At 36.1% G+C, this 14480-nt stretch carries 11 protein-coding genes; 9 read left to right on the top strand and 2 right to left on the bottom strand.

Going from position 1 to position 14480, the window contains the following annotated elements; translation table 11 throughout:
- Positions 1–119: 119 nt before the first annotated feature.
- From BKP37_RS15305 to mngB, 4 genes are all read left to right on the top strand, one after another.
- Complete coding sequence (locus BKP37_RS15305; RefSeq protein ID WP_071310491.1) at positions 120–2138, top strand: methyl-accepting chemotaxis protein; 2019 nt, start codon at positions 120–122, stop codon at positions 2136–2138.
- Positions 2139–2486: 348 nt separating this feature from the next.
- Positions 2487–3221: a MurR/RpiR family transcriptional regulator gene (locus tag BKP37_RS15300; RefSeq protein WP_071310490.1), complete on the top strand. Its 735-nt coding sequence runs from the start codon at positions 2487–2489 to the stop codon at positions 3219–3221.
- Positions 3222–3354: 133 nt separating this feature from the next.
- Positions 3355–5292, top strand: coding sequence for a PTS 2-O-a-mannosyl-D-glycerate transporter subunit IIABC (mngA, locus tag BKP37_RS15295; RefSeq protein ID WP_071310489.1), 1938 nt, complete (start codon positions 3355–3357; stop codon positions 5290–5292).
- A gap of 31 nt (positions 5293–5323) precedes the next feature.
- Positions 5324–7924 (top strand): mannosylglycerate hydrolase, encoded by a 2601-nt coding sequence (gene mngB, locus BKP37_RS15290; RefSeq protein ID WP_071310488.1) that lies wholly within the window; start codon positions 5324–5326, stop codon positions 7922–7924.
- Between the two features lie 42 nt (positions 7925–7966).
- Here the strand turns inward: mngB and BKP37_RS15285 are convergent, their stop codons facing one another.
- Positions 7967–8161 carry a hypothetical protein gene (locus BKP37_RS15285; protein WP_071310487.1) on the bottom strand — a complete coding sequence of 65 codons (195 nt, stop codon included), beginning with the start codon at positions 8159–8161 and terminating at the stop codon, positions 7967–7969.
- On the opposite strand from BKP37_RS15285, the gene manA reads away from it, so the two are divergent.
- The 3 genes from manA (at position 8149) to BKP37_RS15265 (ending at position 11848) form a co-directional block, all read left to right on the top strand.
- Entirely contained in the window at positions 8149–9096 is a 948-nt protein-coding gene (gene manA, locus BKP37_RS15280) for a mannose-6-phosphate isomerase, class I (RefSeq protein ID WP_071310486.1), read from the top strand. The two genes, BKP37_RS15285 and manA, sit on opposite strands and share 13 nt — an antisense overlap.
- A 364-nt stretch (positions 9097–9460) precedes the next feature.
- The gene (locus BKP37_RS15275; RefSeq protein ID WP_071310485.1) at positions 9461–10591 is read left to right on the top strand and encodes a glycerate kinase family protein; all 1131 of its coding nucleotides are present in this window, start codon (positions 9461–9463) and stop codon (positions 10589–10591) included.
- A 906-nt stretch (positions 10592–11497) separates the two neighbouring features.
- Positions 11498–11848, top strand: coding sequence for a hypothetical protein (locus BKP37_RS15265; RefSeq protein WP_071310483.1), 351 nt, complete (start codon positions 11498–11500; stop codon positions 11846–11848).
- Positions 11849–11911: 63 nt separating this feature from the next.
- Here the strand turns inward: BKP37_RS15265 and BKP37_RS15260 are convergent, their stop codons facing one another.
- On the bottom strand, positions 11912–12304 hold the full coding sequence (locus tag BKP37_RS15260) for a (deoxy)nucleoside triphosphate pyrophosphohydrolase (RefSeq protein WP_071310529.1): 393 nt from the start codon (positions 12302–12304) through the stop codon (positions 11912–11914).
- 544 nt (positions 12305–12848) lie between these two features.
- On the opposite strand from BKP37_RS15260, the gene BKP37_RS15255 reads away from it, so the two are divergent.
- Together BKP37_RS15255 and BKP37_RS15250 are read left to right on the top strand one after the other, a co-directional pair.
- Positions 12849–13523 carry a uracil-DNA glycosylase gene (locus BKP37_RS15255; protein ID WP_071310482.1) on the top strand — a complete coding sequence of 225 codons (675 nt, stop codon included), beginning with the start codon at positions 12849–12851 and terminating at the stop codon, positions 13521–13523.
- A gap of 72 nt (positions 13524–13595) precedes the next feature.
- A complete protein-coding gene (locus BKP37_RS15250) occupies positions 13596–14471 on the top strand; it encodes an NAD(P)-dependent oxidoreductase (protein WP_071310481.1) in 876 nt (291 codons plus the stop codon).
- Positions 14472–14480 lie beyond the last annotated feature (9 nt).

The raw sequence follows: 14480 nt of genomic DNA, 5'->3' as shown, positions 1-14480 counted from the left end.
TCAAGTATCAAGAGTTTGACCAGTTTCTCCCTAATGACTATGTTGAAACTTGTTTTCTATTAAAATATAATGAAAAAGAGAACTGTGATTAAATTTATTAGCGAAAGTAGGTTTGGAAGATGAAAAGTATTAAAACAAGGCTAATCGTTTATTTTTCAGTGTTAATTTTATTGATTTCGATTTCCACAGGATTTTTAACGTTAAGAAATGCTAGTAAATTAATTGTAGAAGAAGCGGAAGTGGCGATACAATCACTAGTTTCCGAAGGAGCTTCTTTAACGGAAAGTCGATTTGAAAGTGAATTTCGCTATTTAGAAGGATTAACAAACATAGCTGTATTAAGTAATCCCGATGAAGAAATGTCCTCAAAAATGGCTATTTTGTTAGAGAAAGCGGAAGAAAGTGATTATATAAGGCTTGGAGTAGTCGACTTAAAAGGAAATTTATATTTGTCTGATAGTTATGGAATAAATAATGAGATTGTAAATGTTAAGGAACGAGAGTATTATCAAAACTCACTACAAGGAAAAAGGCAAATCATGCCACCTACTATAAGTGTTAACAGTGATGACAATGGTGAAATGATTATCGTAAAGTCTATCCCAATGTATTTTAACAACGAAATTACTGGGGTTTTAGTAGCGGTAGGAGAAGCGAACTTTTTAAACAATATTGTAGATGAGATGAGCTATGGTGAACAAGGGTATGCATATATTATAGACGAAAATGGAACGGTTTTGGCTCACCCGAATCGAGAAATGGTTACCGGTCAATTTAATCCTCTTGAAGAAGTAAAAGTCGATGAATCTTTTCAAGAGGTTGCTCATGTTTTTTCTAGAATACTAGATGAAAAAAGAGGAATAGATGATTACCATTATAATGGTGAACATTTATATGCTGCGTTTGCACCGATTGAAGGTACGAATTGGTCTTTAGTTATAACGGCTGTAGAAGACGAAGTTCTAGGGGCCATACCAAGGTTACAGTGGGCAATAATGGTTGTGTCGGTTATTATTTTTATTATTAGTATTGTCATTACTTTTTTCATAGGTTCATCAATTACTTCTCCAATTATTAAAATCATTAAGCATTCTCAACATGTAGCAGATTTAGATTTAACGAAAGATGTACCTGAAAATTTAAGTAAGAGAAGAGATGAAGTCGGTAAGCTATCAGTCGCTTTGCAGTCGGTGACAGATAATTTAAGAACGGTTATTGTAGATATTACGAAGTCTGCAGAGAATGTTTCAGCTTCATCAGAACAGCTCACAGCTACTTCACAGCAGTCAGCAAGTTCAGTTGAGGAAGTTGCCCAAACAATTGCTGAAATAGCTAGTGGTGCATCTAGCCAAGCATTGAGCACGGAAGAAGGTTCTGAAAAAGCATTTTTGTTAGGGGATACTGTAGCCAAAGATCAAATATACTTAAAAGAGCTAAATGAAGCATCAGAAAAGGTATTTGTTCATGTTGGTGAAGGCTTAGTTGAAATTGACAACTTAATGAATATCTCCGCCGAAAGCTCTCAAGCAACAAAAGAAGTTGAAACAGGTATCCTCAAAACAAATGATAGTGCAAAAAAAATTGGTGAAGCTAGTAGTGTGATTGCAGCGATTGCAGAGCAAACGAATTTATTAGCATTAAATGCAGCAATTGAAGCAGCGCGTGCTGGTGAAGCTGGTAAAGGATTTTCGGTAGTTGCAGATGAAATTCGTAAACTAGCAGAGCAATCATCAAACTCCACAAAGATTATTGATGAGGTTGTAAAGGAATTACAACTTAATTCAAACGATGCAGTCAAGGTGATGGAGAATGTTTCTGTAATATTAAAGGAACAAGAAGTAAGCGTGAAGGAAACGAAACAAAAGTACGTAACGATTTCAGATGCGATGAAAGAAGCAGAAAATGCTGTACAAAAGTTAAATAGGTCGAGTCAAGAAATCGATAAAATGAAAGATGATATCATTGGTACATTGCAAAGTCTTTCCGCTATTGCTGAGGAAAATTCTGCTTCAACTGAAGAGGTTTCAGCAACAATGGAAGAACAAACAGCATCTATTGAAGATATTTCACGAGCAAGTGAAGAGTTATCAAACTTAGCTCAAAGCTTACAAGAGATTATTGCTAAGTTTAAAGTTTAATAGTGACGGTTAATAGTGTCTAACCACTACCTATATATCTTTGGAATGTACGTAAGCGGTTAGGCACTTTTTTAAAAGATAAGCGTATAAAAATTCTGAAGTTAGAAAGCTGTCTATCGCAAGTACACTTGCTCAAGGGCAATTCAGGCAAGCAACTGACTTTATTACTGCCTGAAATCCTTCGTTGGTTAATTTCGCATTTTGCTTCAAGGGAGCTACTACATAGGTTTAACTTTAACTTTTTGTATATAATAAGCTTATAAACAGGAAAAATGTAATGTTAATAGGTACTAGTCAGAGAGAACTAACCAATTCCAATACATACGTTAGAAGGTGTCCACTAAAATAATGATTTTTGAAGAACGAGTTCATAAATATGAATACAAACTTAATGATACTGACGATCAAATCGTCGAATACATCATAAAAAATAAACAGGAGGCAGTCAATCTATCAATCCAATATTTAGCTGCAAAGCTCTATACAGTACCGAATACAATTACAAGGCTTTCAAAAAAATTAGGCTATGACGGATTTTCTCATATGAAAAATAACTTGAAGGAGGAAATTCAAAGACAAGAAAAAGTGCTTTCAGAGAATACCCTTATTTTAAATATCAATAAAACAATTGATCTCATGGATCAGAATAAGTTCGCCATCGTTAAGAAAATAATTCATGAAGCACGAAGGGTTTTATTTTTCGCTGTTGGGGATACGGCCCCAATTTGTGAAATAATGGTGAAAAACCTTAAGGTTGTTGGAAAGCAAGCGGAGTATTATTTTCATCGTCATGATATGTTACATGAAGTAAACCATCTTGAAGGAAGTGATGTTCTTTTCCTTATCTCCTTATCGGGTGAGACGACTCAGGTGTTAGACATGGCTAAGTTGGCAAAAAAAAGAGGAGTCCGGTTAATTTCACTTACGCATTTTAGTGAAAATTCCTTGCAGCAAATGTCTGATATAAATTTGTATTGCTTTTCCCCTTACAAGAAGTTTAATGAGTATAACATTACGGATAAAACACCGGTAATGCTTATTCTACGGGCATTAGTAGAATTTTATTGGGAAGGAACAAAATGATGTGTATAAATACACATGAAAGCGCGTTCAATATAAAGACCTGTGTAAATATAAGAAGAACTCAGTTTCTTCTTTTTTTTTTTGCTATGATTTATCCATAGTGAAACACAAATTAACGAAAGGGGTTACAATTATGTTGTTAAAGAGTTTGACATCGCCATCCTTAATTAGAACGAAACAATCGTTTACCTCTAAAGAGGAAGTTATTAAGTTTTTAATTAAGCAATTAGCCGCAGACGGGAAATTGCATTCCGAAGAAGAGTTTTACCAAAGTGTAATGGATAGAGAATCTCTATCACCTACTGGTTTTGAGGGCGGATTAGCGATTCCTCATGGAAAATCTTTATCGGTAAAAGAAGCAGCTTTTGCAGTTGCAACACTTGAAAAACCAATTGGAACATGGGAAAGCATTGATCCAAATAATCAGGTTGAATTGGTTATTTTGTTAGCGATACCAAAGGATCAAGAGGGTTCAATGCATCTGTCGTTATTATCAGAGCTTGTTACAAGATTATCAAATGAAGACTATAAAAACAAACTACTACAGGCAAAAACAGGTAAAGAGCTTTACGAAAGTCTTGATGAAATAAAAAAGCCAAATGAAGTAAAAAATGTTCAAAAGCTAAATAAAACAATACTAGCAATCACAGCTTGTCCAGCGGGAATTGCCCATACGTATATGTCTGCAGAGGCGCTAGTCAAAGCAGGAAAAGAGTTAGGAATTGACGTGTTTGTTGAAAAACAAGGCGCTAATGGTATTGAAGACCGACATACAAAGGATCTTCTTAAAAAAGCATCTGCAATCGTGTATGCAGTAGATGTAGCAGTAAAAGATGGGGAACGCTTTAAACATTTGCCTAAGGTTAAAACTTCTGTTGCATCACCATTACGTAATGCTAAATCAATTTTACAACAAGCATTAGAACAGGCCGAAAACTCATCAAAAGCAGAATATGTCGATACAGAAGACTCAAATGAAGGAAATGAAGGAAAATCAGTTAAAACAGAGATCAAAGATTCTTTATTAACAGGGATTTCCCATATTATTCCGGTCATTGTAGCGGGTGGTATGACGTTAGCTGTGGCAGTCTTTATTTCGCAAGCGTTTGGACTTCAAGAACTTTACGCTGAACAAGGTTCTTGGTTATGGCTATTAAGACAATTGGGTGGGTCACTTTTAGGTCAGTTAATGATTCCAATTTTAGCAGCTTACATGGCATACTCAATTGGAGATAAACCAGCATTAGGACCGGGTTTTGCAGCAGGAGTAGCTGCGAATTTGATTGGTAGCGGTTTCCTAGGTGGTATGCTTGGTGGCCTCTTAGCGGGTTATTTCTTGAAATTCTTAAAAAACAAAGTGAAATCAAGGGGTACATTCGCTGGATTTATTAGCTTCTGGTTCTATCCGGTAATCGGGACACTTGTTGTTGGTTCCATTATGTTATTCGTGGTAGGAAGGCCATTAGCAACTTTAAACGCAGGGTTAATTCAATGGCTTGATGGAATGAGCGGAGCAAATGCAATTTTGTTAGGTGCAATTCTTGGTGCGATGGTTTCATTTGACCTTGGTGGACCGATAAACAAGGCCGCATATACGTTCTGTATCGGTGCAATGGCGAGTGGCAATTTTGTTCCTTATGCAGCTTTTGCATCAGTAAAAATGGTATCTGCTTTTGCAGTAACAGGTGCAACAATTATTGGAAAAAAATTATTCACAAAACAAGAACAAGAAGTTGGAAAGCAAACTTGGTTATTAGGATTAGCGGGTATTACTGAGGGGGCAATTCCGTTTATGATTAACGACCCACTTCGTGTTATCCCATCTTTAATTGCGGGCTCGGCTGTTACAGGTGCAATTGTTGCATACTTTGAAATTGGTCTTAGCGTACCTGGAGCAGGTATTTTCTCACTAGCATTAGTAACAGGCCAACCACTATTACTAGCAGCTAGCGTTTGGTTAGGAGCAGCGTTAATTGGAGCATTCATTTCAATGTTTCTACTAATTGCAACACGTAAAAGTAAATTAAAAAAAGAGCAACAAAAAAAAGGTTTACAACAAAAGGCAGTATAGATTAGACAAAAAAGTTAAACAGGAGGATATAATGAAAAACGTTCATATCGTTCCACATATGCACTGGGACAGAGAGTGGTATTTCTCAACTGAAGAATCAAGAATTTTATTAGTGAACAATATGGAAGAAATCATGGAGATGTTAGAAAATAATTCGGATTATCCCTACTATGTATTAGATGGACAAACTTCTATATTGGAAGACTATTTTGCAGTAAAACCTGAAAATAAAGAACGTGTAAAAAAGCTTGTTCAAGAGGGTCGATTAATTATTGGCCCTTGGTATACACAAACTGACGAAATGGTAGTTTGTGGGGAATCGATTGTACGGAACCTTTTATATGGAATAAAAGATAGTGAAGAGTTTGGCGATTATATGAAAATTGGTTATCTTCCAGATTCATTTGGACAATCAGCACAAATGCCAATGATCTTAAACGGTTTTGATATCACTTATTCAATATTTTGGCGCGGTACATCTGAACGTCATGGTACAGACAAAACTGAGTTTTATTGGAAAACAGAAGATGGATCAAAGGTACTTGTTCAATTGTTCCCATTAGGATACGCAATCGGGAAGTATTTGCCTGAGGATGAGGAAGCTCTTCAAAAACGTATAGATAAATATTTCACTGTACTTGATCGTGGTGCAACAACTAACAATATTATCTTACCAAACGGTCATGATCAAATGCCAATCCAAAAGAATATTTTTACCATAATGGAAAAGTTGCGCAAGCTTTATCCAGAACGTGAATTTTTCTTAAGCAAATATGAAAATATCTTTACGGAATTGGAAAAGCAGAACGATCTTCCAATCTTACAAGGTGAGTTTTTAGATGGAAAATATATGCGTGTTCATCGCAGTATTTACTCAACTCGTATGGATATTAAAGCATCAAATGCAAGAATTGAAAATAAAATCACAAATATATTAGAGCCGCTTGCTTCCCTTGCATATCGTTTAGGTTTCGAATACCACCATGGTTTAATTGAACTTATTTGGAAGGAAATCATGAAAAATCATGCGCATGATAGTATCGGATGCTGTTGCTCTGATAAGGTTCACCGTGAAATTTTAAATCGTTTTTTCCTTGCGGAAGAAAAAGTCGACCATTTAATAACTTTTTATAAACGTAAAATCGTGGACTCTATGGATACAGCAAAACATCATGATCGTTTAACTGCATTTAATTTACTTCCGTATGAGCGTACAGAAGTCGTGACTACCAGTGTTATGACGAAGTTAAAATCATTCAAGCTAGTTGATAACGATTCGAATGAACTAGATTTTGAAGTTATCAAAAGTGAAGTTACTGATCCTGGTTTAATTGATCGCCAAATCGTTCATTACGGAAATTATGATCCATTTATAAAATATACAATTCAACTAAAAGACACACTTCCTGCAATGGGCTATAAAACGTACTTTGTTGTTGAAAGTGATGAAGACGTAAAAAATTCGTTAAAATTAACAAATAAGATTGATACAGATTTTTACGAAATTACTGTGAATTCAAATGGAACGCTAAATATTTTTGATAAGCAATTAAAACAAAACTTTACAAATGTGCTTCGATTAGAAAATGGCGGTGATGATGGTGATGAATATGACTTCTCTCCACTACCAAATGAAGAGCTTATTTATAATGATAACGTCAATGCAGATATCCAAATAAGCCAAAATCGATATGGCGGAACAATAGATATTAAATATACGCTTTCTGTGCCGAAAAATCTAGAAAAACGTAAAGCCCAAGTTGTTGATAGTGCAGTAGATATTCATATTGTTGTGACAGTTCCCAATTACAATCCAGTTATTGAAGTGAAATTTGCAGTGAACAATTTTGCAAATGATCATCGTTTAAGAGCATTAATTCCAACAAACATCGCATCATCATTCTCAATTTCAGACAATCAATTTGGCTCAATTAAACGAGATGTTATTGATTCTGCTATACATGTATGGGAAAAAGAGAATTGGGACGAGCGTCCAGATCCAATCTATCCAATGCTTAGTTATGCAAGCTTATCAAACGAAGACTATGGTGTAAGTGTTTTAACAAATAGTACGAGAGAGTATGAAATTATCGGTGAGGAATTTGATACAATTGCGATTACATTGTTTAGAAGTATTGGTTTCCTTGGAAAAGAAGAAATGCTGCGTAGACCAGGTCGCCCATCTGGTATCAAATTACCAACTCCAGATTCTCAAATGATTGGAAAACTAACATTAGATTTTGCCATTACAACACATTTACAACATGCAAACGTTGCACGAATTGCAAAAGAGTATCTCACGCCAGTGGAAACATATAATAAAATTCCACATGATGCGATGAGACTTAATAAAGCAGAAGTTAAAACACCAATAGAGTTTAGCTTCTTTAAAGAAATTCGACCTAATATCATACTAAGCGCATTGAAAAAATCGGAAAAAGAAAATCGATTTGTATTGCGCTTCTATAATACAACAGATGTAGAAGAAAATGCAGCATTTGAATTCAACTGTGAAATAGACCATGTAAATCTTGCAAATTTAAATGAAAAAGCTTTAGAAGCTCTTTCAGTGAACAAAAATCAAGTCCAAGTAAATGTAAAAACAAATCAAGTAAAGTCAATATTGTTTTAAATATAAGGAGAGGGACTTATCTTACGGTCTTTTTCTTACACATTAAGAAATCATACATTGGCAGCGAGAAAGATTATTCGGCGTAGTGGCTAATTTAAAGTCTGAAGTATAAGGGCAACTACGCTCTGTCTTCACTTTTACAGGGTCGCCAATGGGCGGCTCTTCTTTATCGGATAAAAAAGTTGCTGTAGGAGACAAATGATGAACAAGAGGAAGTGTTCTAATTGAAACAACCAATATTCTTAACCCCTTTATTTCAAGAAAGAATCTGGGGAGGGACAAAACTTAGAACAGAATTTGGATACGACATTAAATCTGACCTTACAGGAGAATGCTGGGCTGTATCAGCCCATCCAAATGGGCAAAGTATAATCAGCAGTGGTTCGTATCAGGGGAAAATGTTAGGAGAACTTTGGAACCAACACCGTGAATTGTTTGGTAACTTAGAAGGTCATAGTTTCCCTCTATTAACAAAAATTCTTGATGCAAATAACGATTTATCCGTACAGGTTCATCCAAATGATGAATATGCAAATAAGCATGAAAATGGCGAACTTGGTAAAACGGAGTGCTGGTATGTGATTGATTGCGAAACAGATGCTGAAATTATCTTTGGCCATACTGCTCATACAAAAGAACAATTCTTGGATATGGTAAAGTGTGGTAAGTGGGACACTTTATTACGTCGGGTAAAAGTAAAACCAGGTGATTTTTTTTATGTACCTAGTGGAACAATCCATGCATTATGTTCTGGCGTCTTAATACTTGAAACACAACAAAGCTCAGACACAACGTACCGTGTGTACGACTATGACCGAGTTGACCCAAAAGGCAAAAAGCGTGACCTTCATATAGAAAAATCAATCGATGTGACAACAGTTCCTCATAAAGATGTCTATATTGCACCAATTGTTAAGGAAATTCAAGGTGGAATAATTACAACTTTCATAAATGAAAAATACTTCTCTGTTTATAAATGGGATATCTCAACAGTAGCATCCTTTACACAAGATAAAAAGTTTTTAAATGGCAGCGTCCTAAAAGGAGCAGGTGAAATTGTTACTAAAGAAGGAAGCTTCCCAATTGAAAAAGGAACTCATTTTATCCTGCCAAGCGGGGTGGGCAGCTTTGAAGTGAAAGGTGAATTGGAACTGATTGTTTCACATCCTTAAAAACTGGAATAAAAGCTATTTACGTATGAAAATGTTTGTTTTTTCTGTAAGAGATTGTGCAATCGATCTAGACCAATTACCACACGAAAGCTTCTTCCATGAGACAGGTGATAGTATCCACGTGAAAAAATAAAAAGCAACTAAAAGTGTTTCTATAAGAAACAATAGTCGGCATTATTTTCACCTTATTTTATCTGAATTTTTTAGGGTAAAAGACCCCCACCTCTAAGCGTAGCGTAGGTGGGATTTTCCAGTCAGGTGGAGTAGACTCTCCACCTGATTTTCCGATGTTTCAGCTTGCTGAAACGAGTTGACGGTGTATTGCATTTGTTTAGACAATATCAAATAGAGGGAGAGGGAGAAGATGAAGATTGTTATTGCGCCAGATTCATTTAAAGAAAGTTTATCAGCACTGGAGGTAGCGGAGTCGATTGAAAAAGGTTTCAAACGGGTAATTTCTGATGCTGAATATGTAAAAGTACCAATGGCCGACGGGGGAGAAGGTACGGTCCAGTCTCTAACGGATGCAACAGGTGGTGAAATTATTTCCAAAACAGTAACGGGACCGTTAGGGGAACCAGTAGATGCTTTCTTTGGAATACTTGGAAATAAAACGACAGCTGTAATAGAGATGGCTGCTGCTTCAGGTATACACCTTGTACCAGTTGAGAAACGAAATCCTCTCTTGACAACTACTAAGGGGACAGGTGAATTAATTGCTGCCGCTCTTGATCATGGCGTTAATCATATCATTATTGGTATAGGCGGGAGTGCCACAAATGACGGTGGTGCAGGAATGGCTAAAGCTCTTGGAGCACTTTTACTTGATAAAAATGGGATAGAAATAGGGGAAGGCGGAGGCTCGCTTGGCGATTTAGCCTCTATAAATCTCTCACAATTTGATCCGCGTTTAGCAAACATTAAAATCGAGGTAGCATGTGATGTTGATAATCCGTTAACAGGTGAAAAAGGGGCTTCTGCTATCTTTGGACCACAAAAGGGGGCTAATCTAGAAATGGTAGCACAGCTGGATCAAAATCTTCGTCATTATGCAACCGTTATTGAACGAGATCTTAGTATAAAAATAAACGATGTACCCGGTGCTGGTGCTGCAGGAGGTCTTGGGGGAGGATTAATGGCTTTTTTACCTTCGGAATTGAAGAGGGGCGTTGAAATTGTAATTGAAGCTACTGGTTTATGTAATATTCTAAAGGATGCAGATTTGGTCATCACTGGAGAAGGTAAAATTGATGGACAAACCATCTTTGGTAAGACTCCAATTGGCGTTGCTAAAGCAGCTAAAAAATACGGAGTGACGGTTGTGGGAATTGCCGGAAACATTTCAAAAGATAGTCAAGTTGTTCATGACTATGGCGTTGATGCCATATTTAGCATCGTCCCTGGGGTAATTATACTAGAAGATGCCTTTAAGCATGCAGCAGAATATGTAGAGAGAACTGCTGTGAATATAGCTACTGTTTGGAAAATGAAATAATAAGGTAAATGAGGTCTGACATTGCATGGTCAGACCTTTTCAATTGCGAACTTTATAGGGTTACACTTTCTGAAATTTATGAGAAAGAACTTAATGATGTAACTAAAATAGAGATTTTAGATGGAAGTACAGGATATAAAAAAGCCATAACAGATAAAAAATAATTAATGATTTTTTTCAATTTAAATAAAAGGTAGCAAGTTTATTCTAGAAGAAAACCAAGAAGAGTGAAGTTGCTTTAGGTATTCTTTTGCTCTTTTCCAAAGTGAAGAGGTTAGTTTTTCTTTTACTACTAATAAAGTAAGCGATAAATACTTACACAAAACCATATATCTATCCAAGTGTTGATGATTTTATAAAAATCTTTAAGCGTCACATGGACCTTTTAATTAAATGGAAAGGGAATAAAAATGCCAAACTTGAAATTAAAAGAAAAAAGCCATTTAAGATTTTATCCATTGATGGAGAAGGAATGAAAGAAGTCATTCCTTCTTATTATAAAAGTCGAAGGATTAAAAGCAAAATGGAGTTGATGTCTCAGGATGGATCGAACTACTTCTTATAGGAAACAAGCGATAAGTATGTATAAAATCACAGGTTTTAGGATAGGAATATAAGATAAAAATGCTTCAATAATTCGTAAAACAAATGTCAATATTTAACCATAGATACCCCTTTTTAAAATAAGGAATTGTAGTAAAATTCAAAGTAAGAAATACAATTATGATAAAGGAGAAAATGAAGGTAACCAAGTCATTGACTTCCTGAACAGCTCTAATTTTAAAGCGCTTTCAAAAACACCTATAGTAAGTAATACTTATATTTTAAAGAAGTAGGATGGAATTCAAAGATAGCGTACTAGTTCCTAATTTTTCAAATGAAAAAATTTGAGGAGTGGTTTAAAGTATGGAAAGACAAAATCCTATAGCTTCAATGTGGAAAACATTTGGTAATCTTCCCTTGTTCAAACAAAATCATCTAGAAGGTAATAAAACGAAAAAAGAATTGAAGAGAAAGTCATATGATTGGAAGCTAGATGATTTGGATCTAGATTTAATCTACGGTTATTATCGTGTAGTTGGGAAAGATGCGAATCAAGTTTTACAAACACCATTTAAAAATTTTTGTATCGCAAGAATAGGAAACAAGTATGAATTGTTTCAAATTGGCCTCTCTTATAGACCGGTTGTTGTCTCTTTTAACGATCACCCTGAAATTAAACAGTGGTTTGAACAAGAGTTAAGTGAAATTAATTAATTACCTTTGAGCTATAGAGTATGTTTGTCTATAATATAAGTAAGGTAGGGGAAGCAACTCATGTTAGCTTCCCTTTAGTTTGTTTACCGTCGGAATGTCTGCAGGTGCCCAGTTTAACTTTTCAAGTTCGCCTTTTGGTACCCAACGCAATTCAGAATGTTCTAGTGCTTTAGGTTGCCCATTTTCAATAATAGCTTTAAAAGTCTTTAAGTTTACTTTTATTTCAGGATATTGGTGCTCCACAGAAGCAACTAGTTCACCTACTTTGACTGTACAGCCAAGCTCTTCAACTATTTCACGAACAAGAGCAGTTTCGGGTTTCTCCCCCTCTTTAATCTTACCTCCTGGAAACTCCCAAAGATTTGGCATCGACATTTTTGACGAGCGAAGGGCACAGAGAAACTGACCATTATGATTTTCAATCACAGCACCTACAACGTTAACAGACCTTATCATAACATCACCTCTTAATTTTGGTATTCTTGCAATATTTGAAGGTTTCTTTAAAATTTCATCTAAAATCGGCAAGGATACCCCCACTTCAATCGTGTGAAGGGCATAGCCCAACGATAAGTGAGGGAGGAATTGCCGTCAGATACGATATGGTACGTTAAAATCGCAAGATTTTGTACCATATCAAGTATCTGAAATCCCACCTTGCCTCCTCCTTTCTGCTATAATAGATTTAGACATAAGAGAAAACTGTTGCGTAAAAGGCACTCTTATGCGTAAGAAAAGCCGCTTTACGGTTACTGTTTGGGTATATCCCTTACAGTAGGGGCGAAGTCAACCGTCCTTATGTTCCACCATACTAAGGTAGGAGAGTATTCTCGTTCGCACTACTGGGTAGGAATAAGCGTAGTTGTTCTCTGCGAGGGTAGAAGCACTGTCAAACTCTGACAGACGCAAGCCCCCACTTCAAAAAGACCGCAAAGGTCGTTAAGTGGTGGGTTGTTGACAGAATAAACAATAGAGAGTACAAGGTAAAGGAAAGCAAATAATGATTAGTTTAAAAAATGATTGGCAAGAAAAATTATACAACGAATGTCAACTTCCATATTACATACAACTTATGGAAAGTTTAAAAAGTGAGTACGAAACAAATACGATTTTTCCACCAAAAAATGAAGTTTTTAATGCATTACATTATACCCCATTTGAAAAAACGAAAGTTGTCATTTTAGGACAAGATCCATATCATGGTCAAGGGCAAGCGCATGGGCTAAGCTTTTCTGTAAAGCCAGATGTAAAAACTCCACCGAGTTTGAAAAATATTTATAAAGAATTACATGCAGACCTTACTATCCCAATTCCTAATCATGGAAACTTGGAAAAGTGGGCGAGCGAAGGAGTGCTCCTCTTAAATAGTGTACTCACTGTAAGAGAAGGTAACCCGAATTCACACATAGGGTTAGGTTGGGAGAGGTTTACAGACGCGGTGATTACGTTTTTAAACAAACGAGAAAAACCTGTCGTCTTTATTCTTTGGGGTCAATTTGCTGCTAAGAAAAAGGTGCTCATCACAGAAACGCACCATTTTATCATTGAATCTCCGCATCCAAGCCCTCTTTCTGCTAACAGAGGTTTTTTTGGAAGTCGACCTTTTTCAAAAACAAATGCTTATCTAAAGTCAATTGGTGAACTTGAAATTGATTGGGAAATTCCAATGCGTTAGATTACATAAATCTATAAAAAGCTGAGCCATTGTACGGCAAATAAAGCTTCTAAATAAAAGGGGTTGTATGTTATGACATTATCAGAAAACACAACTGTCGGGTTCATTGGAGTGGGGGTAATGGGGAGAAGCATGGCATCTCATCTAATGAAAGCAGGATATGAAGTCGTTGTTTATAATCGTACGAAGGAAAAAGCTCTATCACTCATTGAAGAAGGAGCAAAGTGGAAAGATACAGTTAAAGAAGTAGCAGAAGTAGCTAACGTCATTATTACGATTGTTGGTTACCCAAAAGATGTAGAAGAAGTATATTTAGGGGAAAATGGTTTGTTAAATCACGCTCAGACTGGAACCTACTTTCTTGACATGACGACGTCAAGCCCTTCATTGGCAGTTAAAATTTATGAAGAGGCGAAAAAGCGAAAGATGCACGCACTAGATGCGCCTGTATCTGGGGGCGATGTTGGAGCGAAACAAGCAAAGTTAGCAATTATGGTTGGTGGAGATGAAAAGGACTTTCAGGAAGTGTTACCAATTTTAGAAAAGATGGGAGAAAATATCATTCATCAAGGTGATGCTGGTTTGGGCCAACATACAAAAATGTGTAACCAAATAGCGATTGCGACAACGATGATCGGTGTTTGTGAAGCGATAGTATATGCCGAAAAAGCAGGGCTTTCCCCTAAAAAAGTATTACAAACTATTGAAACAGGTGCTGCAGGAAGCTTCTCGCTGAGCAAATTAGCACCGAGAATGATAAACGGTGATTTTGAACCTGGTTTTTATGTAAAACATTTTATTAAAGATATGACGATTGCTCTACAATCAGCCGAGGAAATAGGCTTATTAACTCCTGGTTTAAAGCTAGCCAAGCAATTATATGAACAATTAGCTGACAAGGGAGAAGAAAATAGCGGAACCCAAGCATTGTATAAATTATACAATTGAAATTTTAAA

Source organism: Anaerobacillus alkalilacustris (assembly GCF_001866005.1).
GTDB classification, from domain to species: Bacteria; Bacillota; Bacilli; order Bacillales; family Anaerobacillaceae; genus Anaerobacillus; species Anaerobacillus alkalilacustris.
The sequence above is the reverse complement of the archived record's forward strand: the minus strand, read 5'-3'. Positions and strand labels throughout refer to the sequence as shown.